Raw genomic sequence first — 25,407 nt, 5'->3', positions numbered from 1 at the left:
ATGTTAAAAAAATCAACTTTTAAAGTATTATTTTCCTTTTTCTGCAGTTTCTTGCTATTAATTACTGTTTTTACAAGTGTTACAAAAGCGCAAGATGAAAACGCACCTCCTAAATACCGGATTATCAGTATTAATACAATCGGGAATAAAACCGTTGATAAAAATACAATAGTTGGTTATTCAGGTTTGGAAGTCGGACAGGAAATTACAATTCCTTCTGATGAGTCGAGAGATGCTATGAAAAAGCTCTGGAATTTAAATTTATTTTCCGATATTGAAATTTATGTAGATAAAACTGTCGGGAATGATGCTTATTTGGTAATAAGAGTTGAAGAATTCCCGCGTGTTGAGTCGGTGCAGATTACAGGAAATAATGAATACTCAAAAGAAGATTTAGAAGAAAAAATTCAACTAACCCCGGGTGAGATAATTACTCCACAGCGCTTAAAAGATATTGCTTATAATCTTGAGAAGTTTTATCAAAGTGAAGGATATTCACAAGTAAATGTTGAAGCTGACCAGTTGCTTTCCGCAAACAATGAAGCACGCGTCAGAATAAAAATTAATGAAGGAAATAAACTCACAGTTCAGAAAATCGAGTTTCAGGGAAATAAAAATGTAAACTCCGATGACCTGAGAGGAGCAATGGAAAACACTTCCGAAAAAGTCTGGTGGAAATTCTGGGATGGAGCTACCTATGATAAGGCAAAGTTTGAGCAGGATTTAAAATTAGTGGAAGGATATTATAAAGAAAAAGGATTTAAAGATGCTGTTGTTGAAGATTATGAATTAAAAATAAGTCCGAACAAAGAAGATGCAACATTAATTATAAAAGTTGATGAAGGCAATAAATTTACTCTGAACAAAATAGAAGTTGAAGGAAATACAGTTTATTCCGATTCATTAATTCTTGAGCGCATTGACATGAAGCGCGGGGATATTTTGAATCTAAAAAAGCTTAATGACAACCTTTATGGCAATGAAGCTGAAACTGACGTTAGTGCATTGTATCTCGATAACGGTTATCTTGGTTATAATGCTGAGATAACTGAAAAAGCTTTACCCGGAAACAAAGTTGATTTGAAAATCACAATTACTGAAAACAGGCAATTCAGATTTGGTCTGGTTAATCTTGAAGGAAACGACAAGACAAAAGATAAAGTTTTAAGACGTGAATTATATACAATACCAGGACAATTTTTTAATAAAAGCAATGTCAGAAGAAGTTTGCAGAATCTTAATGCGCTCAATTATTTCAATCCTGAAAAATTAGGGCAAGATCTTTCTCTATCCAATGATTCGACTGTTAACATAAAATATATTGTCGAAGAGCGTTCATCAGACCAGTTTAATGCTTCAGTAGGTTACAGCGAAAGCTTTGGTATCACCGGTGCGTTCGGCTTGACATTTAATAACTTCGATATCTCTGCTCCGTTTTCAGGCGGTGCCGGGCAGATTTTAAATTTCACATGGCAGTTTGGTGAAAGCGGAACTTACAGAACATTCCAGGTCGGATTTACCGAGCCATGGTTTATGAACACACCGACATTATTAGGCATTAACCTTTATGACACTCGTCAGAATTATAGCGGCATCGATATACGTGAAACAGGAACAAGTTTAAACATAGGAAGAAGATTCAAATGGCCTGATGATTATTTCAGGGGTGACTGGACATTAAAATACCAAAAAACCGATACCAAATCAGGAGGCGGATATTACGAAGTCGGTGTTCGCGACCAGTTTTCACTCAGACAAACGATAAGCCGTTCAACCGTTTTTGATCCCATATTTCCTGTGTCCGGAACTAAAGTAGCAAACTCAACTGAGCTTTCAGGCGGACCGTTCTTGCCGGGTAACGTTGAATTCGTAAAAAATATTTTTACTGCAGAAGCATATACACCTATTACAAGAGAGAGCCGTCTTGTGCTTTACTCAACATTTAATTTCTCATTCATAAACTCGTTTGCAGCTGATAAGTATCTGCCGCCGACAGAAACATTTTATATGGGTGGAAACGGTTTGACATACAACACAATTCCATTGAGAGGATATGACGACAGAGGCATTGGTCCTAAGAACTCCGGAGGCAACCCTATCGGCGGAAGAATAGCTTTGAAATACGGACTCGAGCTTAGATACCCGTTATCTCTTGACCCGTTCCCGATTTTTGTTCTTGCATTTGCTGAAGCAGGAAATGTTTTCAGTGATTTTTCTAAAACCGACCCGTTTGATTTAAGAAGGTCTGTCGGATTTGGAACAAGATTAATGCTTCCCGCCGTTGGATTGATTGGCTTTGACTTTGGTTATGGTTTTGACCGTCAAATTGTGGATGAACAACCGCCAAAGTGGCTTTTCCACTTTTCTTTCGGTAGAGGATTTTAGATATAAATTTTATAATTTAAACAAAAGGAGAACTATTTTTGAAAAACATTTTTTTAAAGGCAGGGATATTTATAGCTTTATTCATCCTGAGCGGATTTGCTAAAGATTCTTATGCCCAGATGAAATTCGGTTATGTTGACAGCGAGGTAATTCTAAAACAATTGCCCGAAGCTATACAGCTTACTACCGACCTTGAAGCATTCAGGGATAAATTTCTTGATACATTGAGAACCAAAGCGCTGTCTTATAAAGAGCAGGATTCTTTGTTTGCAATTGCATATACAGACGCTCAGCAAAAGGTTGAAAGCGGTGCAGTGAAAAGCAATGAAGAACTGAAAGCATTGAATGACCAAATCAGCAACATGCGTATGAACCTTGCACAGCTTGAAGAAGATTTAAAAAATTATGACCAGTATGTCCAGCAGGAAGTTTATAACAGAAGACAGGAGCTTTCAAAACCTTTATATGATAAAATTAATAAAACCATAGAATCGCTCGCAAAAGAAATGGGACTGACGTTTGTGTTAGATAAAGCTTCAGGAGGACTTCTCTATGGAGATAAGAATTTCGACATAACATTTAAAGTTCTTGATAAGCTGAAATAATTTCAGTTAACTCTTAAATCTTTCATGAAAAATCTCATCATAAAAACAGGAATATTATTTTTCTTAATTTCACTTTGTATTCCTTTTAGATTATATGCTCAGTCAAAGATTGGCTATGTTGATACCAAGAAAATAATAGACGCAATGCAGGAATCACGCGATGCAAAAACACGCCTCGATAATCTTGTAGCCGAATGGCAGACTCAGTTGACAACACTTCAGGATAGTTTAAAGCTGATGAAAGAGGACTTTGAAAAGAAAAAGCTTATTCTTACTGACCAGCTTAAACAACAAAGAACCCAGGATATCCAGACTCTTGAAACAAATATAAATAACTTTAAGGTTCAGAAATTTGGTGAAAACGGCGAGTATTTTCAGAAACAGGCGGAATTTATGAAGCCCGTGCAGGACAGAATCTTTCTTGCAATACAAACTGTTGCCACCAATGAAGATTATGACTATGTAATTGACCGGAGCGGAAGCATTTCTCTCTTATTTGTAAACGAGAGAAATGACTTAACCGCAAAAGTTTTGAAAGTTATCGAAGGGAAATAAAATGAAAGCCGGCGAGATAGCCGAACTGCTAAACGGAGCGTTATCAGGAGATAAGAACTTAGACATTGTAAACGTCGGAAAGATTGAAACCGCTTCCCGCAATGAAATTACGTTCATTTCAAATCCACTCTACGAAAAATTTTTTAATACTACCTCCGCAGGCGCAATATTATTATCGGAAACTTTTAATATTAAATCACAAAGAAATGATTTAACCATAATAAGAGTGCCTGATCCTTACCGCGCATTCCTTAAACTCATTGACATATTTAACAAAGATGAACATACCTCAGAAGAAGGAATATCCAATTATTGCGCAATTGGAACAGATGTTTCTTTAGGTGAAAAAACATTCATAGATGACTTTGTAAAGATCGGCGATAATAGCTCTATAGGCGAGGGAACAAAAATTTATTCTAACTGCTCGATTGATAAATCCGTTAAAGTTGGAAAGAATTGTATAATTTATCCTAATGTAGTAATTTATAAAAATTGTGAAATTGGTGACAGGGTAATAATTCACTCGGGAACAATTATCGGATGTGATGGCTTTGGACATGCAAAAAATGAAGATGGGAGCTATCTGAAAATTCCTCAAAAAGGAATCGTTAAAATCGAAGACGACGTCGAAATAGGAAGCAACACATGCATAGACCGTGCTACAATCGGTGAAACATTAATTTCTAAAGGTGTCAAGCTTGATAATCAGATACAAATTGCACACAATGTTGAAATCGGTGAAAACACTGTCATCGCAGCTCACACCGGAATAGCAGGCTCTACAAAAATCGGCAAGCGCTGTATGATTGGCGGAAAAGTCGGAATCGCCGGGCATTTAACCCTCTGTGATGACGTTATAATCGGTGCGGCATCAAATGTATCCAAATCAATTTCGCAGCCCGGCTTATATACAGGTTACAGAGCGAAACCTCACCGTGAGGATTTAAAAATTGAAGCGTCGTTAAGAAAGCTCTCAAACAAATAATTCTATGTTAGAAAAGCAAAGAACAATTTCAAAAAAGGTAACTCTATCGGGAGTCGGACTTCATACGGGAAATAAATCAAACATGACATTCAAACCCGCTCCTGAAGATTATGGAATTAAATTCAAAAGAATTGACATTCCTGACTCACCCGAAATACCCGCTGACGTTGACCATGTAAAAGACATTTCAAGAGGAACTACTCTTGAAATGAATGGTGTGGAAGTTCATACTGTTGAGCATGTTCTTGCTGCAATTATGGGATGTGAAGTTGATAATCTGATTGTCGAGCTTGATAACAACGAAACACCGATAATGGATGGAAGCGCAATTGAATATGTTAAAACTTTAAAGAGCGCAGGCATCATTGAGCAAAATGCAAAACGTGATTATCTTGTTATTGAAGACACTATTCATTATCAGGATGAGAAAAAAGGAATCGACATCGTTGCTCTTCCCTTAAAGGATGATTTCAGAGTTTCGGTTATGATTGATTTTAATAACCCTGCATTGGGAGTTCAACATACGGGACTGTTCAGCTTACAGAATGAATTTGAAACTGAGTTTGCACCCTCAAGAACGTTTTGTTTTGTCAAAGAACTTGAGATGCTTCGCGAACAGGGTCTTATAAAAGGCGGAGATATCAACAATGCAATTGTTATTGTTGACAAAGACTACAGTGAAGGTGAATTTGAAGCTACGAAGAAAAAACTTGGCATTCAGGAAAGTGTAATACTTGGCTCTAATGGTATTCTGAACAACAAAACCCTTCGTTTTAAAAACGAACCTGCCAGACATAAGCTTCTTGACCTTATCGGTGATTTAGCTTTAATTGGCGCGCCGGTAAAAGGTCAGATTCTGGCAGCAAGACCCGGACACGCTGCAAATGTTGAGTTCACAAAAATGCTTCGCAAGCTTTATCTGCAGAAAAAAATTGAGATGAAGTTTCATATAATGAAAACAAACAACATTGTAATGGACATAGAAGCAATTTTGAAAGTAATGCCTCACCGTTATCCGTTTTTGTTGGTTGATAGAGTAATTGATATAGAAATAGAAAAGAAAATCATAGGCATTAAAAACGTTACTTACAACGAATATTTTTTTCAGGGTCATTTCCCTTCTCGAAAAGTTTTTCCCGGTGTTTTAATTGTCGAAGGCATGGCGCAATGCGGTGGTTTATTGATTCTTAATACTCTGGAAAATCCCGAAAACAAACTTGCATTCTTTGCATCAATCGAGAAAGCAAGATTCAGAAAACCAATTACCCCCGGAGACCAGATTATTTATGAAATCAACCTCGTTTCTTTTAAACGCGGTATATGTAAATTCGAAGGCAAAGCATATAAAAACATGCTTGGCGGAGAAATTGCAGCCGAAGCTGAAATGACGGCTGCAATTGTAGATAAATAATTTATACGTTAGTTAACGCTTCTATTCCCGGAAGTTTCTTTCCTTCAAGATATTCAAGTGATGCTCCGCCACCCGTTGAAACGTGAGTAACAGAATTTTCCAATCCTGCCTTTGCAATTGCAGCAGCAGAATCACCTCCTCCAACAATTGTAGTTGCACCGTTTTGTGTTGCCTCCGCAAGAGCATTTGCTACTTCAAAAGTTCCCTTTGCAAAGTTATCCATTTCAAAAACTCCCATCGGACCATTCCATACAATTGTTTTTGAATCCAAAATTTCTTTTCTGAATTTCTTTATCGTCTCAGGACCGATATCCATTCCCATCCAGTTAACATAATCCCCCGTCACTCTGTCAAACTCAATTATATTAAACTGCGCATCTTCAGCAAACTTATCTGCAATTACAAAATCAATCGGAAGCGTAATTTCTTTTCCCATTTGTTTAGCTTTTTCATAAAGCTCTTTTGCAAGCTCGATTTTATCTTCTTCAAGAATCGATTTCCCTATTTCAAATCCAAGTGCTTTATAAAACGTGAACATCATTCCGCCGCCGATTAAGATTTTATCAGCTTTGGTCAAAAGATTTTCAATCACATCAATCTTTCCTGAGATTTTTGAACCGCCAAGGATTGCGCACAAAGGTTTTTTGGGATTATTAACAGCATCTGATAAATACATGATTTCTTTTTCCATAAGATAACCCGCTGCACAGGTATCGATAAAGTGCGTCACTCCTTCTGTCGAAGCATGTGCGCGGTGAGCAGTCCCGAAAGCATCATTCACATATATATCACCATATCTTGCCAGTTTCTTTGCAAATTCAGGGTCATTTTTTTCTTCCTGTTTATAGAATCTCAGATTTTCAAGAAGCAAAATATCACCTTGGTTCATGTTATCAATTACTGTGAGATTATCATCACTCATGCAGTCATCAGAAAAAAGAATCTGCTTATCCAGCCACTTGGTCATATATTCAGCAACCACATTAAGAGAATATTTCGGATTTACTTCGCCTTTTGGACGTCCAAGATGACTCATTAAAATACATTTGCCTCCGTTTGATGTAATTGCATTTATTGTGTCACGAGTTTCTATGATTCTCTTCGGATCGGTTATGACTCTGTTTTCATCGAGAGGAACATTGAAATCAACTCTTACAAGAACTCTTTTTCCTGAAATTTTATTCTGGTCGATTAAATTTTGTAAAGTTAGCTTTGCCATGATTAATTTTGCATTATTAATTATTTGAAGTTAAATGAAGGGTTGGAATAAGACAATAAAAAACCCTTTCAAATTTCTTTGAAAGGGTTTTAAATTTCAATTCAAGAAATATTACTTTTAAATTACTTGATGAGCAACATTTTCTTTGTATTTACAAAACCGTTAACTTCCAGTCTGTAGAAGTATGCACCTGATGCCAATCTGCTTGCATCAAATTCAACTACAAAATTTCCTGCATTCTGGAATCCGTTTACTAAAGTTGCTACCTCTTTTCCTAAGATGTCATAAACTTTCAATGTTGTAAGTCCTGACTTTGGAATTGAGAAGTTAATCTTTGTTGTCGGGTTGAACGGATTTGGATAGTTTTGTGACAATGAATAATCATTTAATACTGATACATTAGTTTCAGTATTTGTCAATGGAGTAGTTGTTGTAACTCTCACAGTATATCTGTGCCATGTTCCCAAATCTCCCGAAGCATTATCAGAAACTCTTACTACCCATGATCCTGCTGCTGAAGTTCCTATGAACTTAGCAAGTGAATCCTGTGCACTTCTGTATCCAGGTCTCCAGCTTCCTCTGAATCCACCTTGTGGAGTTGAGTCTGCTGCTGTTGCTGTCCAGATACCTCTTGTTGCTGTATCTTTTAATGCTACATTGATTAAATCATTCTGGCTTAATCCGAATGTTCCTGTTCCCATTCTTGAGACAAGTGTATCGGTTTTTCCTGCGTGAGTAAGAGTGACTTTTAAATCACCACACCAGGTATGAACAATTGAGTCAATTACAACTTCAACTCCCAATACAGTTCCGCCACCTGTTACCATGAATGAATCTGCAATACCAGCTGGAGTATTATCAGGAATAGCTTTGTTCAAGCTTCCGCGGGTGATTGTTGTCTGAATGCTTGGAGGAGGAGGTGTACTTAAAGTATCAGTAAATATTTCGTTAGCTCCGGTCAAAGCACCTGAGCCAACACCGCCTGCGATAACGCATTTTGCAATACCACTCGAGTAATTTACAACACCACCCTGATATGCGCAGATAACTGTAGGTTTATTTTGTTGAAGAGTCCAGGTATTAGCACCGGGGCTGTATAAATAAGTTGTGTTTGTTCCGGTAAATCCTGATACAGCGCCGCCAACGACTAATGCTCCTTTGCTGCCCCAATTATATGCATTCATTCTGTATTTAACACCGGTTGGATATGACGCACCTGTTGTCCAGGTAATAACACTTCTGTCTGACTGACTGATGACACCTCTGTAAGTTGTGCCCACAACAACACCGCCTTGTAATCCACCGACGTAAACAATCGTATCACCAACAATTGTACATGCACCTTCAGCGGTTCCTATAGGTAGCGGAGTTGCGTTTCTCCATGTGTTTGTTTTTGCATTATAGAGATAAACATTATTTACAGACACTGCACCGGTATATCCACCAACATGATAAATCAAACTATCCTGATAACCGGCGGCTCTATTAAAATATAAAGCTTGAGGCAGAGGTGCTTTTGTTGACCATGTATTAGTATTTACATTATACATATACATAGCTGCTACCGGAGGAGCTGTTCCGCCGAATATGTTAATACCGCCCATACCGTAAAGAGAATCTCCCAATCTTGCTGATGCGCATATCCTGATTGAATCAGGGTAAGGCGCTACTTGAGACCATACATTGGTATTAACATTATACCTGTAAACTGTTCTTGAAGGTTTTCCGGCACCAACCGAATCACCGCCCCATGTATAAATCCATCCTGTATCATTTCTTGAATAACCAACACCGCCTGAATAATATCTTGATAAAGCTAAAGCTCCTGTTGACCATGAACCTATTGCATCTATAAAGCCGGGTTCATAGGTAGGAACTTTATAATCTGTGCCGTAAGCTTCTGTTAATGAAGTTGCGGTATTTTTTACTTCGCTATTTTTGTATCCGAAAAAAACAATCGAAACAACCAATAACGGAATAAAATATAACAGTAATTTTCTTACTCTCATTTAATTCTCCTTTTTGGGGTTTAATTTAATAAATCTTATTTTGAATGGAAAATATTAATTCTGAATTACTATTAATAAGCAAAGTAAAGTGTCAAATTATTATCTATTTGTCAATCAAAAAAGGCTAACATAAAATCAATATGAAACAAAAAAGGGGCTTTCGCCCCTTTTTTGATAATAAATACGTTTTAAATCTAAATTACTTAATAAGTAACATTCTCTTTGTAGCTACAAAGTCACCTACTTGTATTCTATAGAAGTAAGCTCCTGATGCAAGATTGCTTGCATTAAAGTCTATAGTATGTGTACCTGCGGTCTGCATACCATTTACTAATGTTGCTACTTCTTTACCCAAGATGTCATAAACTTTCAATGTTGTAAACCCTGCTTTTGGAATTGAGAAGTTTATTTTTGTTGAAGGATTGAACGGATTTGGATAGTTCTGTGATAATGTATAATCACTGATTGTGCTTGCAATCACTTCATTGTTTGTTAATGCAGAAGTGGTAGTTATTCTCACAGTGTATCTGTGCCATGTTCCCAAATCTCCTGAAGCATTATCAGAAACTCTTACTACCCATGATCCTGCTGCTGAAGTTCCTATGAACTTAGCAAGTGAATCCTGTGCACTTCTGTATCCAGGTCTCCAGCTTCCTCTGAAACCACCTTGTGGAGTTGAGTCTGCTGCTGTTGCTGTCCAGATACCTCTTGTTGCTGTATCTTTCAATGCTACGTTGATCAAATCATTCTGACTTAAACCGAATGTACCTGTTCCCATTCTTGAGACAAGAGTATCGGTTTTTCCTGCGTGAGTAAGAGTGACTTTTAAATCACCACACCAGGTATGAACAATTGAGTCAATTACAACTTCAACTCCCAATACAGTTCCACCACCTGTTACCATGAATGAATCTGCAATACCAGCTGGAGTATTATCAGGAATAGCTTTATTTAAGCTTCCACGAGTTATAACTGATTGAACGTTTGAAGGAGTCATATCTTTCAATACATAACCTGTAATTGCCTGGTTCTGCCAGTTCAAAGCAAGAATGAATTTGTTATTAACAACCATACATTCTGCACCACCTGCGATACCAACACCGGGACCGGTAAGGTTAAAGATATATGTTGCTTTTAATGTACCAGAAGCAACGTGATATTTATACAATTCAGCAGTTGTAGCAGCTGTTCCGCCAGGACCTTGGTTCCAAACCCATAACCATGCAGAATCTGCTGTTGAAGTTGAATCCCATGCCAAGCCGTATTTTGCTGTTGCAATGGTTGTAATTGTTCCTTTTAAAACACCTGCAGTATCATAACAGGTAATGTTTCCGCCAAAGTCACAGTTCCAGAAACCTTTTCTGTTAGGATCATAAGCAATTGCTCTATAAATTGCGCCCGCTGTTGTAAAGGTTGCCATTGTAGCACCGGTAGCAGGATTAATTCTTCTTAACTGATTTGTTGCTGAACCGCCGTATACAAATCCGCCTGGTCCGTTTGTCAAATCTCTGACTGCACCCGGGTAAGTCGTAGAATCAGCAAGAGTTCCGGGACCGCCTGAAGGACCATTATTATTTCTTCTGTACCACATGTTAGGCGTATTCCATTTATTCATAATCCAGTGGCTGCCATTCATAATAGCACCTACAGTTCCGCTGTTCGGACCTGGGATTGCTGAATAATTGAAATTAAATGCTGTTGGGTATGGGAAAGTAAGAGGTCTGCCTGTATCTGCTTCAAAACCTGTTCCCGGTGTATTTTCGGTTACAGGTGCAGTATCTGCATTCGGGTCTCCAGTTATCTGGCTGATAAAACCAACTAAAAGTCCCATCACTAAAATAAGACTAAGGAAATAAAGTAGCGTAAATTTTCCTTTCATTTTTTTCTCCTTTAATTTGAATAATTAAAATTTGTATCAAATTCCGAATTTTATGGGGAATAAAATTTTACGAATTCGATTAAAATTATTAAGCAAAGTGTCAAATATTTACAACTTTGTCAATAACGAAAACAATCTTTAAAAATAAGAAAATTTTAAGAATTTTATTACTATGGGATTTTATGTATAGAAAATTAACTTCCTCTCTTTTCAGAGAGGAAGTTAATTTATAAGAATTGATTACTTAACTAACATCATTCTCTTTGTTGCAGTAAATCCGTCAGCCTGAATTTTGTATAGATAAATTCCGCTTGCAAGATTTGTTGCATTAAAGTCAACTGCATATGTTCCTGTTGCTTTGAACTCGTTTACCAAGGTAGCAACTTCTTTACCTAAGATGTCATAAACTTTTAATGTTACGAATCCGTTCTTCGGTAATGAGAAGTTAATCTTTGTTGCCGGGTTGAAAGGATTAGGATAGTTTTGACTTAGTTTGTAATCTGAAGCAACTGTTGAAACTGGGTCTATACCTGATGTTGGTCCCCACTTAGATACAGCTCCGTTTGAACGGACAGCATATAACATAAATCCGTCTCTTGCTCTGGTAATGAATGAATATGTACCTGCAGGTGCAGTATGTTGTTGTGTCCAGCTGGTTCCGTTATTTGAAGAATAAAAAATTCCATTTGCTTGTCTTACCTGCCACCATTCGTTTCCATTGTTGGCAATACCTGTAAAGTTACCGGTTCCGAGAGTTGTATTCGCAGCCCATGAACTACCGTTGTTAGTGCTCATTCTTAAAAGTGCACCTCCGGCAAATCCTGTTCCGGTTGCATTGAAGTTTACTGCATATGAGTTTAACTCACCAAGTGCCTGACCTGTCCAGGTCTGACCGTTGTTTGCTGAGTAATATACTTTGGTATTATTAGTACCGAACCAGATGTTATTTCCAACCCAGTGAGCAGAGTTGTTCCATCCAGCTTCTGAGCCTGTCATTGGAAGGAATCTTCCTGTAGAATCCCAGGTTACGCCGCCGTTTGTTGTTCCCCAGAGTGACCATCTGTTTGATACCGGGTCTCCCTGTACCCAACCTGTTGTAGCATTTGACATTAATATAACATTAAAGAATCCGCCTGCTTGTGAATGAACTTGAGTCCAGGTAGAACCTGAATTTGAAGTTCTGTAAATATATGTTCCGACTGCATCTGAACCTGTAACGAGAGCAGTAGTACTGTTGATTCCCCAGATATTATATAAAGCAAGTGCTGCAGGAATACCGGTTCCTGTTGCATTTACCCATGTTCCGCCGTTTGTTGTCATTATAACTCTACCGGCTGCGCCGCAAGCCCAAACAACGTTATTATCAACTGCTGAAACAGAATACAATGTTGTGGTTACAGGAGTTGTTTGCTCATGCCATGTTGATGGAGGAGGAGGTGCAGCAGTTCTTTCGATGGTAATCATGTCAACACCGATAAAGTTACTGTTTGCTCCGTTTGGTCCGCCGTTAGCAACGCAATATCTCAATGCAAATCTTCCGTTTAGTGATGCTGATGGAGCTCTGTATCCTCTTCTAGTCCAGCTGCCGCTGATAGTATTTAAGAATCTGCCAAGCTCTGTCCAGCTTCCTTCAGGAGTGGAATCGTTAGCCGAATACATAACTCTCATTGAGTCAGGGAATGTATTTCCGGTTATTGACCTTTCATAGAAATATAAAGAGTCACCGGATAAAATTCCTGTGCCGGCTATTCTTGGTAATACTAACCAGCTGTCAATGTTATTAATGTTTGTTACTACGTTGTAATTTGCAGCAACGTAACCTGTTGCAGGTCCGTTAAATGCCGGAAACGGAGTTGTTCCCTGATACCATGTTGCGGTCGTTCCCTGAGGACCTGTACCTCTATAGTATGGCTTATAACCTCTGCTTTTTAAAGCGGTAGTATCATTGTTACCATTCAAACTATCAACAAAAACTACTGTACCTGCTGATTGAATTTCAACAGGAGTGGTGTTGCCGTGATTGTCTGAATAAGTTTGTGGAGTTCTACTTCCTTTAGGGTCTAAGTCACTAAAACCCAAGTAGAATCCGAGCACTAACATAGTTAGCACCGGAATGTAGAAAAGTTTCTTTCTCATTTTCTTTCCTTTGTTTTTAATTGATTAATTAAATGAATACTTAATAATTTATTATTAAATAAATAAGTATTATTAAATTTTTGTTAAATAATATATTTTTAACAAAACATAAAATTCCAAAATAAAAGGACTAAACGTTCTTGTGACCCAGTGGGATTTAATGAAATAAGCAAAATTATTATTATTTTGCAAGTATCTTCCAAGTATCTTATTTACTCATAAAAACGGTGAAACTTATATAAAAATACCTACTTTAATTAAGTATGCATTAATATTTTCATTAAAAAATTGATTATAATTCACTAAAATTAACCAAACACTTATAATGAAGAAAATCCTGTTAATATCAGCACTTATACTCTCCCTGTCCACCGGCGTTTCAGCTCAAAAAAAACCTGATGACGTAAAACTCGGAGGTTTAAATAAAAATACAAATAATCTCATTCTCGGTATTTTTAATCCGAATAATTTTTCGATGAAGCATTCCTTGAATTTCTCAATGGTTTCTTCTAAGTATGGGAACATCTCAATTGCATCTTATACAAACTCATTGAATTATAAAATCAATGATAAGCTGAACGTGAGAGCCGACATAACAATGCAATACTCTCCTTTTGCGAGCAGCCAGTTCGGAAGTTCATACAGCCAGATGCTCAGAGATGACTTAAACGGAATTTCATTGTCGCGTCTTGATGTGGATTATAAAGTTGCCGATAATGCGTTCATAAGAGTTCAGTTCAGAAACATGAACAGCTATCAGATGGATGATTATTATTACAATCCTTTTTACAACAGGTATGATGATTAATATTTATTCGAACTGAAAAAGAATCGCGAAGATTTGAAAGAAGAAACAAAAAAAAATGTTCTTAATTATATTCTCAATATTGCAATTATAATCTTGTTCGGAGTTTGTGCTTATCTTGGTTTCTCGCTGATAATGAATGCAAACTCCGGAAAAGATATCCCTCCGCAGCAAAAATTATCTGACACGACAAAAGTAAAAACTAATCAGCCGAATCTGACTGTCCAGCTTGAGGTTCTCAATGGCACAAGCCAGAGCGGAGTTGCAGGCATTTTCACCGATTTTCTGCGCAAACAGGGATTTGACGTTGTTGATTATGGAAACTACCAGTCAAACGATGAACCGAAAACACTTATAATAGACAGAACAGGAAATAATCTTAAATGTAAAAAAATTGCAGCATCACTCGGTGTGAATGAAAAGAATATCATACAACAGATAAATCCTGAACTTTATATCGATGCATCTGTTGTAATCGGAAAAGATTATAAAGAACTAAAACCTTTTACTGAAAAATAATGCAGCCAAAAGAATTAGCAGATAAAATTGCGCAGTTAATGCTTGATAAAAAAGCAGAAGATGTTGTAATAATGGATTTAAAAGAGCTTACTACTATTACTGATTTTTTTGTAATTTGTTCAGCTTCATCAGACGTTCAGGTTAAGGCAATAGCCGACCATATTGATAACGAGCTTGGAAAAGTAAAAGAAAGCGCATGGCACAGCGAAGGTTATACTAACCGAAGCTGGGTACTGCTCGACTATGTTAATGTTGTTGCACATATATTTTTGAATCAAACACGCAGATTCTATAATCTCGAAGGATTGTGGGGTGATGCAGTGATAGAAGAAGTTCAGGACAAGTAATATTTTTTAGTCATTTAATATTTTATTTGAAGTCATTCCCGCGAAGGCGGGAATCCCGGTCTTTATTGTAATTACAACCTCTAGGATCTTGCCAAAAATTCTGCCTAAAATATTATTAACAATCGGAGACCCAGCGGGCATCGGACCTGAAATTATACTTAAAATTTTTTCTCGAAAATCCATTGCATCAAAGTTTGATTTAACCGTAATCGGTAAAAAATCCATTCTGGATTTTTATTCGAAAAAATTATCTCTTCCAAAAATTCCATCAGATAGAGTCGTTGAAATAAAATCCGGTGTCTTATTCAAACCGGGCAAAACCAATAAATCCTGCGGAAAACTCTCCGGTTTAGCAATTAAGAAAGCTGTTGAATTATGTTTGAGGGGTAAATTTGATGCTATGGTCACTCTGCCAATTTCCAAATATTCATTGAATCTGGCAGGATATAAATTCGACGGTCACACTGAAATGCTCGGCAAATTAACAAAATGCTCGCCCTTAATGATTTTGTACTCTGATAAATTAATCGTTTCGCTTGTCACGGGACATAATTCCTTAAAAGACACTGCAAAAAAAATATCACAAAAAAGAATTATTGATAAGGTTATATTAACGAATAATATTTTAGTCCGTGACTTCAATATTAAAAAACCAAAGATTGCGGTCCTCTCTCTTAATCCGCACTCGGGTGACGGCGGAGTTTTAGGAAACGAAGAAATTAAAATCATTGCGCCTGCAATTACTAAACTAAAAAATGCAGGTTTTAATATTGAAGGTCCTTTTGCTGCAGATGGTTATTTTGGCAATAAAACTTATAAAAAATTTGACGTGACTATTGCAATGTATCACGACCAGGGACTTATCCCTTTTAAAATGATGGCTTATGAAACAGGTGTTAATTATACAGGCAACATAAGTATAGTTCGCACATCTCCTGACCATGGGACTGCATTCGATATCGCAGCCGAAGGTAAAGCAAATATTAACAGCACGGTAAATGCTATAAAGCTTGCTGCAAAGATTTCTGAAAACAAAAATCATTAATGCTTAAATTAGAAAACGTATCATTTTCATATCCCGCAAAAGAAATTTTTAAATCTATAAATTTATTTATTAACTACGGTGAATTTATTTTTCTCGTTGGTGAAAGCGGAATAGGAAAGACTACTCTGCTCAAGCTTATATATAGAGACGTTCTTCCACAAAAAGGAGATATTGTTTTTGAAGACTTTGATTTTGCAAAGATGGAAAAAAGCGATACGCCTTATTTGCGCAGGAAAATCGGGGTTATTTTTCAGGATTTTAAGCTTATGTATGACCGCAATATTTATGAAAACATTGCCGTTCCTTTATATATAGCAGGAGAAAAACCTGATAAGATTAAAAAGAAAGTTTACGATATTTCATCCAAGCTGGGAATTATGGATAAGCTTAAAGATTCTCCGCATGATTTATCCGGAGGCGAGCTTCAGCGGACTGCAATTGCAAGAGCAATGATTACCGAGCCAAAGTTGCTTATTGCAGACGAGCCAACCGGAAACCTTGACCCGTTTATTTCACTCGAAATTGTTAAGCTCATAAATGAAATAAACATGAAAGGCACTGCGGTAATATTTGCCACTCACAATTTTGAGATTGTCCGTAAGATGCGGGATAAAAGAATTATTCAGATTAAGGAGCACAAACTCTTCGAAGTGAAATTAAAGGTGTAAAAAAAAATGTGCCCTCCTGAATATCAGAATGGCACAAAATTTACCTCTGCATTCTAAAAGATTACTTCTTCATTAAAAACTTCATTACTTTTTCAAAGCCGCTGTTAATATCATAATCAAATCTATCTTCAGGTTTTATCTTGAATGCTTCTTCAAGCATTTCAATTCCTTTTGCATAATCACCGGAAAGAAAATATACTTTTGCTTTTTCGTAGTATGGCTCGACCCATTTAGGATTATGCTTTATTGCATTATCAAAAGCGCTGATTGCCTTTGTAAAGCTTTTTGTATCAACCAATGCGCAGCCGTAATCAAACCATGCATCAAAATTTTTAGCTTCGAGCTTTACAACTCTCTCATAACTTTTCAATGCCTCTGCAGTTTTTCCCATTGCAAGTTCTGCATCGGCTTTTGAATACCAGATTTCAGAAAAATCCTTGCAAAGCACAAGCGATGAATTAAAATCATTTATTGCCTTTTCATATTCGTCGAGACAATAATAACAGTTTCCTCTACCGTAAAATGATTCGTAATTTTTCGGGTCAAGAACGATTGATTTTGTAAAGTAATCAATCGCTTTTCTGTACTCGCCTATTTCCTCATAAGCATTTCCGATGTTATGATAGCAATAAGGGTCTTCGTTTTTTAATTCAAGTGCTTTATTATAGCAATCGATTGCTTTGTATAATCTTCCGAGCGATGCATAAGCATTGCCCATGTTATACCATGCCGGTGATAAATCTTCTCTAATTGCAATTGACATCTCATAACTTTCAATTGCTTTCATAAATCTGCCCATCCTGTTCTGCACAATACCAAGATTATACCACGCATTATAATTGAGCGGAGCTAAATCAAGGTGTCTCTTATATGCTATGATAGATTCCTCAAGCATATCAAGAAAATCGTAGCAGTATCCCAGTTCATAATATGCATCTTTGTGTGTGTTATCGAGACAGATTACTTTTCTGAAGCACTCTGCGGCTTCATTATATTTTTCAATTCTTTCGTATGTTAAGCCAAGATTAAAAATGGCTTCTGTGTTATCAGGTTCCATAGTCATTACGTTTAAAAGTGTTTGAATAGAGTCTTCGTATTTTTCAAGATTCTCGAGAGTGATTGCCTTGTTTAAATGAATCTCAGTATCATTCGGATTCAGTAAAATTGCTTTGTCGTAATACTCAATTGCTTCATCAAACTTTCCGATGCCGTCGAGTATCAGAGCTTTTTTATGCCACATCTCTGATGAATAAGGAAATAATTCTATGTATTTATTAATGTGAATTAAAGCTTCGTCAAACTCTTGTTTGTCGAAAAGCTCGGTTATGTATTCTTCAAGAAGCTCTGGGTCAGAAGGATTATTAATGTCGAATTTTCGCTTTTTATTTTTGGAATTTCCCCCGTTTTTATCATAAGAACCCGTGCCTTCATTATCACTATCGCTGTCCTCGAAATAATCGAGATCATCGAATTCATTCATTTGCACTCCTTTGTTTGTTTGAATTAAATTAGATAAAAGCACCTACTAAGTCAAGTAATTAGTCATATATGTAAAAATTTTTACCAGATATTTTACAGGTAAAAAAAGAATTTTTTTATAAAATAATTTATTCTATATTAATAATTCCCGTTAGAGAGATTTTTATGAAAAACAGCGTTGTTGCTCTTCTCTTAACATTTTTAACCCTCATTTTTTTCTTTAGCTGCTCATCAGTCAAAATTAAAGACAGGATTGAAGTAAATGCCGATGATTGGCTTCAAAGAGGCGGAAATCCGCAGAATACGAACCAGAACTTGTTCACTTCCATATCATCACAAAACATCCGTCAAATATGGACATTTAATGCCGATGCAGGTTTTCCGAAAACTGCAATGATTGCAGCAGACGCAATTTTATTTACTTCAACGCTTCGCGGTGATATGTATGCAGTCGATATTTCAACGGGAAAAAACCTTGGGAAATTCGGAAAAATCGGCGGCGCACCCAACTGCCCTGCATATTCAAGCTCCGAAATTATTCTTACATTCGACGGTGACCCTGAAAGCTCTATACTGAGCTACAATTTGAAAACAGGTAGTGAAAATTGGAGAAAAAATCTTGGCATGATTAGAACTTCTCCGGTTATTGACAGCGAATTTGTTTATGTAAGCTCAACCGGTTCGGCAACATATAAATTAAACTTAACAACAGGTGAATTAGTCTGGCAGTTTGAAAACACTGCATCAGACTCTCTCGGCTTGAAACCTTTTTTTTCATCTCCGGTTGTAAATGGAAATAACGTAATCGTCTGCAACGTAAACGGATTTATTTATTGCCTCAATAAACAAACAGGAAAAATTAACTGGTCTTACAAAACAAATGCCCCGGTTTATTCTGACCCTTCTATATATAATAATAAATTATTTGTCTGTTCAGATGATAAAAATATTTACTGCATGAATCTCGACGGTTCTCTACTTTGGAAAAAAGATTTGAACACTACTTTTATTTCTTCATGTTCGTTTTATGGAAACAATGTTATCGTTTCCGGAGTTGACGGAGTTATACATTCGCTTGACGTAAATTCTGGAAATGAAAATTGGCAGTTTAAAACCGCAGGAACAATAAACGGCTCGCCGTTAGTTGTAAATGATAAAATTCTTATCAGCTCACTTGATAGAAATTTCTATATACTAAACACAAATGATGGAAGCAAGTTTTGGGAAATGTCCTTTGAGTCACGCCTGAAAGCATCTCCGCTTGTCTGGAAAAATTTTCTCTTCATCGCCTGCGAAAACAAAGAGATATATTGCTTTAAGTATGAATGACATAAAACGTAAAACAGCAAACGTAAAACAAAAAATTCTCCTCTTGAAAGAGGTGATTTCGACAAAGTCGGAGACAGGGTGTGTAATATCCCCATTCGGAGGATAAAAAAACGAAGTCATTCCCGCGCAGGCGGGAATCCCATTCTTTACCACATGAAATTCAACATTCTAAATAAAATTTTCTTCTTTGCAATAATTTTATTGGCTAATAACGCTTTCTCTCAAGATGATTCAACAAAACACACCCTCACCATCTACTCCAATTTTGACAGCAGTATCGTCAAAATTGATACAAACATTATCGGATACACTCCACTTATAAATTACAAACTTCCGCAAGGGGAATATGAAATCAATATAATGAAAAGCTCCAACTACAAAGACTGGGATGAGGAAATAAAATCAGTAAAAATAAATTTAACGGCTGATACATTATTAACGGTAAATTTCAGATATTATTATTTTATCGACACCGACCCTGATAACGCTCAGGTTTTGAACAACAATATTTTCCTCGGTTTAACCCCATTGCGTTATTTAAGTGAAACTTCTCTCACAGGGAAACTGCTTTTCAAAAAAGATGGATTTTTTAATCAGGAGCTTTCGATAGTAAATAATCAATATGATTATTTCGCAAAGCTAAGGAAAACAAATGGTGAGGCAAACATTTCAGAAGTTATGAAAGACAGGCAAACGCAATTCAAGTCGCCAAGAAACTTGCCGATGATAAGTTTATTTTCAGCAGCAGTTTTGGGAACGGGCTTTGCCGCATACCGCACAAAGACCGTTGCCAATAATTATTATGATGAATATGTCAGAACACAAGATGTAACATTACTTGACAAGTCAAATAAAGAAGATGTTTATTTTTATGTCTCGATTGGCTTAATGCAAGCTGCCCTTGCAGGATTGATATATTATCTTTTTATAAAATAAATTTAAGGATGTCATTCCCGCGAAGATAAAAAATCCCCTCTTGAGAGGGGTGGCGCGAAGCGCCGGGGTGTGTTACTCCACTATTCTCATCTTTTCTTTTTTCACCGAAGCAAAATTATGCACAAGTATTGTTGCAAAAATAATCACACCCCCGATTATCGCATATGTTGACGGTACTTCACCCACCCCTAGAAAAACCCAAATGGGATTAAACACCGCCTCAAGCATTGCGATAATCATACTTTCAGTCGCGCTTACATATTTTATTCCTTCATTAAAAATCATGTAACTGATGCCAATCTGAAAAATTCCCATATATAAAAGAATCAGCAGTTGGTCCATATTTATAAACAGCTTGCTGAAAATAAACGGCAGACAAATCGCCCCGACAAGTACATTACCCAAGATGACATTACCGAGCGTATTAACTTTTTTGTGAAGCTTCATTTTCCATTTTAAAAAAAGTGAGAACAGCGCAAAACAGATTCCCGAGCAAATTGCTAAAATGTTTCCTGTAATATCGCCAAACTCCAATCTTCCGAAGAAAAATAAAACCATCCCGATAAAGCAAAAGAAAATAGTTATCAGATTGCTGACTTTGAATTTCGTCTTAAGAAAAATCGGTTCAAGAAAAAGCAAATATATAGGAGCGGTGAATTGCAAAAAAATTGCGTTAGCCGCAGTGGTGAGTTTCGTTGCAGCAACAAATAAAATCAAAATTCCCGAATATGTTATTGCGCAGAGATTAGAAATTTTATCAAACTCAAAATCTATTTTTTTAAACTTAAATTTCGCGATGAAAAAAATTGTGATGGCGGCAATAACCGAACGATAAAAAGCAATCTGAAATGCATCAAGAGTAAGAACTTTTATGAACAAACCTCCCGTGCTCCATATCAGCGCCGCGAGGGAGATTAATATTAAACCACGTTTATGATTTGAAGAAATGTTACCCACTAATTTCACTAATTTGCACAAAGCAATTTTTAAAAAATAACCTTAAATTAATTTGCGAAATTCGTGTCATTCGTGGGTTATATCTTTTATTTTTTCTTTATCTCTTCAAGCATTATTTTCGTCATCTTATTCAAATCATACTCATGTTTCCAGCCCCAGTCTTTTCTTGCAACTGAATCATCTATGCTTTTCGGCCATGAGTCGGCAATTTTCTGTCTGAAGTCGGGTTGATATGTAATCGAAAAATCAGGTATGAACTTTTTTATTTCATCGGTGAGTTCAGCAGGATCAAAACTAATTCCTGCAATATTATATGCAGAATGTATTGAAAGATTTTTTTCTTCGGTTTCCATAAGCTCAATCGTTCCGCGAATCGCATCAGGCATAAACATCATCGGCAGTGTCGTGTCTGGCTTGAGAAAACATTCGTAAGATTTTTTTTCAACCGCATCATAAAAAATTTCAACTGCATAATCTGTCGTTCCGCCGCCTGCTTCTGTTTTGTAACTTATCAAGCCCGGGTATCGAACGCTGCGAATGTCCATCCCGAATTTATTATGATAATACTCGCACCATCTTTCCCCTGCGAGTTTGCTGATTCCGTAAACCGTGCTCGGCTCCATGATTGTTAATTGCGGTGTATCTGTTTTAGGAGTAGTGTCGCCAAAAACCGCAATCGAGCTGGGCCAGAAAACTTTTTTAATCCCTACTTCACGTGATAAATCCAAAACGTTCAACAAACTTTTCATATTTATATCCCACGCCTGAAGCGGTAATCTTTCCGCATTTCCCGATAGCACTGCCGCGAGCAGATATATTTGCGTAATTTTATATCTGATAACAAAATGAATCAATCTTTTTTCATCCATCACATCAAGTATTTGAAACGGTCCTGAATGTGTAATTTCCTTCGGTGCTTTGCGTATATCCGTAGCAAATACATTATTTTCACCGTAAACTTTTCTTAATGCAAGAGTTAATTCCGAGCCAATCTGCCCCGCACAACCAATAACAAGAATATTTTCCATTAAAAATTTTTTATTTAGCTTTTACAAAATTAACAAATGTATTTAAATCAGTTCTTTTGCCGTTAATATAATCGTTTATTATCTGTTTAAATCTGTTTGGTCTCACTAATTTTTCATCCGGCATATTAAGAATTTCATTAACTGTAAACCATTTACATTCTTGAATTTCTCCTTCTAACGGTACGGGTTCACATGATAAATAATTTGCATGAAAAACAAAATTGATGTAATAATTATCGCTTCGTGTCACAACTATGTCTATCAAATAATCAATCTCAACTGTCAGTCCGGTTTCTTCTTTAACTTCTCTTAGCGCTCCTTCAATGAATGATTCATTTTTTTCAAGATGTCCTCCGGGAAGATTATACAAATTATAAAGAATTTGCTTCCCTTCTTTTACAAGAAGAATTTTATCACCATCCGTTATAACCGAGCTTACATGAATTATAAAATTCATTTTTCTTTATTTGTATCAAAGACTCTAATACGCGAAGAAAAATTTTTAAAAAACTTTGCGGCTTTGTGGCTTTGCGGCTATAGTATTTACAAACCTTCAACCACAACCTTATATTCCACTTCTTTTTTCGGAATCAACGCAGGCCAGTATGCAACGACTTCCGACGGCTTAGGTCTGCCGCCCGCAAATCCCGTTACTCCCGGAGGTCCCGTTAATATCAACGGAGCAATTTCCATCCCGAATCTCTCAATTGCTTTTTTATCCTGAGAACGCACCCCGATTCTCAATACAACTTCATTCGGGTCATCGATTTTATTTGCAATCGGACCGTGGCACGCATTGTATCCCTGAAACTCCGAACGCACTTCATCAAACTTCAATCCCAAATCAGAAAGCCGCGTTCTCAAAATTTCATCAGCCGCTTTTGCTTTATCTAATGCATCAGGCCAGCAGTAAGTCAGCGAACCAAACGCACTATACCCGTCAAGATAAGACATCGAAACTTTATAAAACGGAGTCGCAGGCAATCCTTTTACTCCATGAACTCTCACACGATTTTCACCAACCTGTTCAAGATGAATTGAAGTAAAATCAGCAATGCAGTCAGGTGTAATATAATCCTTCGGGTCACCGATTTCATATACAAGTTGTTCGCTGACAGTCTCAACCGAAACAAGTCCGCCTGTGTTTTCATGTTTTGTAATAATCACTTCACCGTTCGGAAAAGCTTCCGCAATCGGAAAACCGATTCGCGCCATATCAGACACGGAGCGCCAGTCACCCAAAAAATTTCCCCCGCTTGCCTGTCCGCCGCATTCAAGTATATGCCCCGCAACGGTACCCGCTGCCATCAAATCAAAATTATTCATGTCCCATCCGAACTCATGAATCATAGGAGCAAGTGTAAGCCCCGTGTCTGTTACTCTTCCCGTCAGAACAATATCCGCTCCCTGTTTCAACGCTTCTACAACACCGGCTGCACCAAGATAAACATTTGCGCTAAGAATTTTATCGCGAACGGTTTTCACACTCTCACCGCTTTCCATATTTTTCAGCTCAACACCCTTTGAAATGAGACTATCTATGTTATCAAGAATATTATCACCAAGTACTACACCGATTTTCAAATCTTTTATGCCGAGTTTTTTTGCAACTGCAAAAACCGCATCACGGCATGCAATCGGATTCACTCCCCCGCCGTTTGTTATGACCTTAAAACCTTTTTCTTTAATTAATGGAAGCAAACGATTCATCAAAACGGGAATGTCCCTCGCATAACCAAGATTCGGGTCTTTCAGTTTTTGTTTTTGCAAAATCGACATCGTCACCTCGGCGAGATAGTCCATCATTATATAGTCAACGGGTCCGCCCGATGCCTGTTTAACAGGAGCATCGATAAGGTCACCCCAAAATCCCTGCCCTGACGCAATTCTAATCTTTTCTTTCATTTATTTGTTCGAAATATTATTAATATTAATTATTGAATGAATTTGTATAAAACTTATATGAAATTGTAACGAAATTTTAAAAGGAAGCTGTAATTTACCTAAATTGCTTCTCTGTAACAATTTAGAAAACTATCTGGCATTTTCTTTAAAAATCCCTTCTTGAGAGGGGTGGCTCCGATTAAATCGGAGACGGGGTGTGTTAATAAGCATCTATTTCCTTTGGATTTTAAATTTAATTTATCTAAATTTTCATAGCGCAACATAGAATGAATAAGTTCTAAAAAAATAATATCACCGCCATGAAAAAAATAATATTAATTATTTCATTTATCATTTTAGTTTATCAATCAGCTTTTTCCGAATATTACAAGTATTTCCCGTTAAAAATTGGTAATATTTTTGTTTATCAATATACATATACGAATCCTAGTGGCACTACTAACACAAGAAGAACTATGAAAATTGTTAGAGATACTATAATTGAACAGAAAAAATATTATTATGTCCAAGGTGTTTTCAATGATTGGTTACGACTTGATTCTTTTGATGGAAATCTGTATGCCTTTGATTCCATAGGATGTCGTCAATATAGCCATGAAATATTAATAGATTCTTTACTTGTAGACAAAAGCCAATTCTCAAATTCTTGTTGGTTTAATACTTATAGTGTTTGCTTAGATACAAATACATCTTCGATATTTGGTATTCAAACAAAGTTAAAAAAATTATATTATGGTATAGGAGGAGGGCCGGGTTTTTATTCCAATACAAGGCATTATTCGGAAAAATTTGGGTTATACAGTATAACTACCAATAGTGGTGGTTCAGGATTTTATGCTTCATCCAATTTAAGTTTAACAGGGTGTGTTATTGATAATATTGTATACGGCGATACCAATTCAAGTTCAACAAACATAACAAATATTTCAAATATTGCACACGATTATCAACTTTCTCAAAACTTTCCCAACCCTTTCAATCCTTCAACAAAAATAAAATTTCAGATTCCTAAATCATCATTTGTCAGTTTGAAAATTTATGATTTAATCGGACGTGAAGTTGAGACTTTAGTTTCGGAAAATTTGAACACGGGAGAATATCAAGTTCAATGGAACGCATCAAATTTCCCGAGCGGAGTTTATTTTTATAAACTCCAGACAGATAATCTTACTGAAACCAAAAAAATGCTGCTGGTAAAGTAATTG

22 protein-coding genes are annotated in these 25,407 nt (G+C 36.6%); 13 read left to right on the top strand and 9 right to left on the bottom strand.

The window, feature by feature from the left end; genetic code table 11:
- The 5 genes from bamA to VHP32_00365 are packed head-to-tail and all read left to right on the top strand — an operon-like array spanning position 1 to position 5,941.
- Positions 1-2,385, top strand: a complete 2,385-nt coding sequence (gene bamA, locus VHP32_00385; GenBank protein HEX2786336.1) for an outer membrane protein assembly factor BamA — start codon at positions 1-3, stop codon at positions 2,383-2,385.
- A 38-nt stretch (positions 2,386-2,423) separates the two neighbouring features.
- Positions 2,424-2,990 carry an OmpH family outer membrane protein gene (locus VHP32_00380; GenBank protein ID HEX2786335.1) on the top strand — a complete coding sequence of 189 codons (567 nt, stop codon included), beginning with the start codon at positions 2,424-2,426 and terminating at the stop codon, positions 2,988-2,990.
- Positions 2,991-3,014: 24 nt separating this feature from the next.
- Positions 3,015-3,545 (top strand): OmpH family outer membrane protein, encoded by a 531-nt coding sequence (locus VHP32_00375; GenBank protein HEX2786334.1) that lies wholly within the window; start codon positions 3,015-3,017, stop codon positions 3,543-3,545.
- A gap of 1 nt (position 3,546) precedes the next feature.
- Positions 3,547-4,530: a UDP-3-O-(3-hydroxymyristoyl)glucosamine N-acyltransferase gene (gene lpxD, locus VHP32_00370; GenBank protein ID HEX2786333.1), complete on the top strand. Its 984-nt coding sequence runs from the start codon at positions 3,547-3,549 to the stop codon at positions 4,528-4,530.
- Between the two features lie 4 nt (positions 4,531-4,534).
- Entirely contained in the window at positions 4,535-5,941 is a 1,407-nt protein-coding gene (locus tag VHP32_00365; protein ID HEX2786332.1) for a bifunctional UDP-3-O-[3-hydroxymyristoyl] N-acetylglucosamine deacetylase/3-hydroxyacyl-ACP dehydratase, read from the top strand.
- Between the two features lies 1 nt (position 5,942).
- Here the strand turns inward: VHP32_00365 and VHP32_00360 are convergent, their stop codons facing one another.
- The 4 genes from VHP32_00360 to VHP32_00345 form a co-directional block, all read right to left on the bottom strand.
- Complete coding sequence (locus VHP32_00360; GenBank protein ID HEX2786331.1) at positions 5,943-7,160, bottom strand: phosphoglycerate kinase; 1,218 nt, start codon at positions 7,158-7,160, stop codon at positions 5,943-5,945.
- A gap of 122 nt (positions 7,161-7,282) precedes the next feature.
- Positions 7,283-9,169, bottom strand: coding sequence for a kelch repeat-containing protein (locus VHP32_00355; protein ID HEX2786330.1), 1,887 nt, complete (start codon positions 9,167-9,169; stop codon positions 7,283-7,285).
- A gap of 199 nt (positions 9,170-9,368) precedes the next feature.
- Positions 9,369-11,048, bottom strand: a complete 1,680-nt coding sequence (locus VHP32_00350) for a T9SS type A sorting domain-containing protein (protein ID HEX2786329.1) — start codon at positions 11,046-11,048, stop codon at positions 9,369-9,371.
- A 240-nt stretch (positions 11,049-11,288) separates the two neighbouring features.
- Complete coding sequence (locus VHP32_00345; GenBank protein ID HEX2786328.1) at positions 11,289-13,184, bottom strand: choice-of-anchor J domain-containing protein; 1,896 nt, start codon at positions 13,182-13,184, stop codon at positions 11,289-11,291.
- 325 nt (positions 13,185-13,509) lie between these two features.
- Here VHP32_00345 and VHP32_00340 point away from each other — a divergent pair, with 325 nt between their 5' ends.
- The 5 genes from VHP32_00340 (at position 13,510) to VHP32_00320 (ending at position 16,568) form a co-directional block, all read left to right on the top strand.
- Positions 13,510-13,992 carry a hypothetical protein gene (locus tag VHP32_00340; GenBank protein HEX2786327.1) on the top strand — a complete coding sequence of 161 codons (483 nt, stop codon included), beginning with the start codon at positions 13,510-13,512 and terminating at the stop codon, positions 13,990-13,992.
- 33 nt (positions 13,993-14,025) lie between these two features.
- Positions 14,026-14,508 carry a LytR C-terminal domain-containing protein gene (locus VHP32_00335; protein ID HEX2786326.1) on the top strand — a complete coding sequence of 161 codons (483 nt, stop codon included), beginning with the start codon at positions 14,026-14,028 and terminating at the stop codon, positions 14,506-14,508.
- Positions 14,508-14,855 (top strand): ribosome silencing factor, encoded by a 348-nt coding sequence (gene rsfS, locus VHP32_00330; GenBank protein HEX2786325.1) that lies wholly within the window; start codon positions 14,508-14,510, stop codon positions 14,853-14,855. The genes VHP32_00335 and rsfS overlap by 1 nt, the downstream gene beginning before the upstream one ends.
- A gap of 88 nt (positions 14,856-14,943) precedes the next feature.
- A complete protein-coding gene (gene pdxA, locus VHP32_00325) occupies positions 14,944-15,900 on the top strand; it encodes a 4-hydroxythreonine-4-phosphate dehydrogenase PdxA (GenBank protein ID HEX2786324.1) in 957 nt (318 codons plus the stop codon).
- The gene (locus VHP32_00320) at positions 15,900-16,568 is read left to right on the top strand and encodes an ATP-binding cassette domain-containing protein (GenBank protein ID HEX2786323.1); all 669 of its coding nucleotides are present in this window, start codon (positions 15,900-15,902) and stop codon (positions 16,566-16,568) included. The genes pdxA and VHP32_00320 overlap by 1 nt, the downstream gene beginning before the upstream one ends.
- Positions 16,569-16,629: 61 nt before the next feature.
- Here the strand turns inward: VHP32_00320 and VHP32_00315 are convergent, their stop codons facing one another.
- Complete coding sequence (locus tag VHP32_00315; protein ID HEX2786322.1) at positions 16,630-18,048, bottom strand: tetratricopeptide repeat protein; 1,419 nt, start codon at positions 18,046-18,048, stop codon at positions 16,630-16,632.
- Positions 18,049-18,212: 164 nt separating this feature from the next.
- Between VHP32_00315 and VHP32_00310 the strand changes: the two genes are divergently transcribed.
- Together VHP32_00310 and VHP32_00305 are read left to right on the top strand one after the other, a co-directional pair.
- Positions 18,213-19,376, top strand: a complete 1,164-nt coding sequence (locus VHP32_00310; protein ID HEX2786321.1) for a PQQ-binding-like beta-propeller repeat protein — start codon at positions 18,213-18,215, stop codon at positions 19,374-19,376.
- 201 nt (positions 19,377-19,577) lie between these two features.
- On the top strand, positions 19,578-20,312 hold the full coding sequence (locus tag VHP32_00305) for a PEGA domain-containing protein (GenBank protein ID HEX2786320.1): 735 nt from the start codon (positions 19,578-19,580) through the stop codon (positions 20,310-20,312).
- 72 nt (positions 20,313-20,384) lie between these two features.
- Here the strand turns inward: VHP32_00305 and VHP32_00300 are convergent, their stop codons facing one another.
- The 4 genes from VHP32_00300 to VHP32_00285 all read right to left on the bottom strand — a co-directional run bounded on the left by VHP32_00300 (position 20,385) and on the right by VHP32_00285 (position 24,202).
- On the bottom strand, positions 20,385-21,269 hold the full coding sequence (locus VHP32_00300) for a DMT family transporter (GenBank protein HEX2786319.1): 885 nt from the start codon (positions 21,267-21,269) through the stop codon (positions 20,385-20,387).
- Positions 21,270-21,355: 86 nt separating this feature from the next.
- Positions 21,356-22,297 carry an NAD-dependent epimerase/dehydratase family protein gene (locus VHP32_00295; GenBank protein HEX2786318.1) on the bottom strand — a complete coding sequence of 314 codons (942 nt, stop codon included), beginning with the start codon at positions 22,295-22,297 and terminating at the stop codon, positions 21,356-21,358.
- A gap of 10 nt (positions 22,298-22,307) precedes the next feature.
- The gene (locus VHP32_00290) at positions 22,308-22,754 is read right to left on the bottom strand and encodes an NUDIX domain-containing protein (protein ID HEX2786317.1); all 447 of its coding nucleotides are present in this window, start codon (positions 22,752-22,754) and stop codon (positions 22,308-22,310) included.
- 86 nt (positions 22,755-22,840) lie between these two features.
- Positions 22,841-24,202 (bottom strand): acyclic terpene utilization AtuA family protein, encoded by a 1,362-nt coding sequence (locus VHP32_00285; GenBank protein HEX2786316.1) that lies wholly within the window; start codon positions 24,200-24,202, stop codon positions 22,841-22,843.
- A 299-nt stretch (positions 24,203-24,501) separates the two neighbouring features.
- On the opposite strand from VHP32_00285, the gene VHP32_00280 reads away from it, so the two are divergent.
- Positions 24,502-25,404 (top strand): T9SS type A sorting domain-containing protein, encoded by a 903-nt coding sequence (locus tag VHP32_00280; GenBank protein HEX2786315.1) that lies wholly within the window; start codon positions 24,502-24,504, stop codon positions 25,402-25,404.
- The last annotated feature ends 3 nt before the right edge of the window (positions 25,405-25,407 follow it).

Source organism: Ignavibacteria bacterium (assembly GCA_036262055.1).
GTDB lineage: Bacteria > Bacteroidota > Ignavibacteria > Tepidaquicellales > Tepidaquicellaceae > DATAJP01.
Note: the sequence above shows the minus strand (reverse complement) of the source record. Positions and strands in the feature narration are given on the sequence as shown.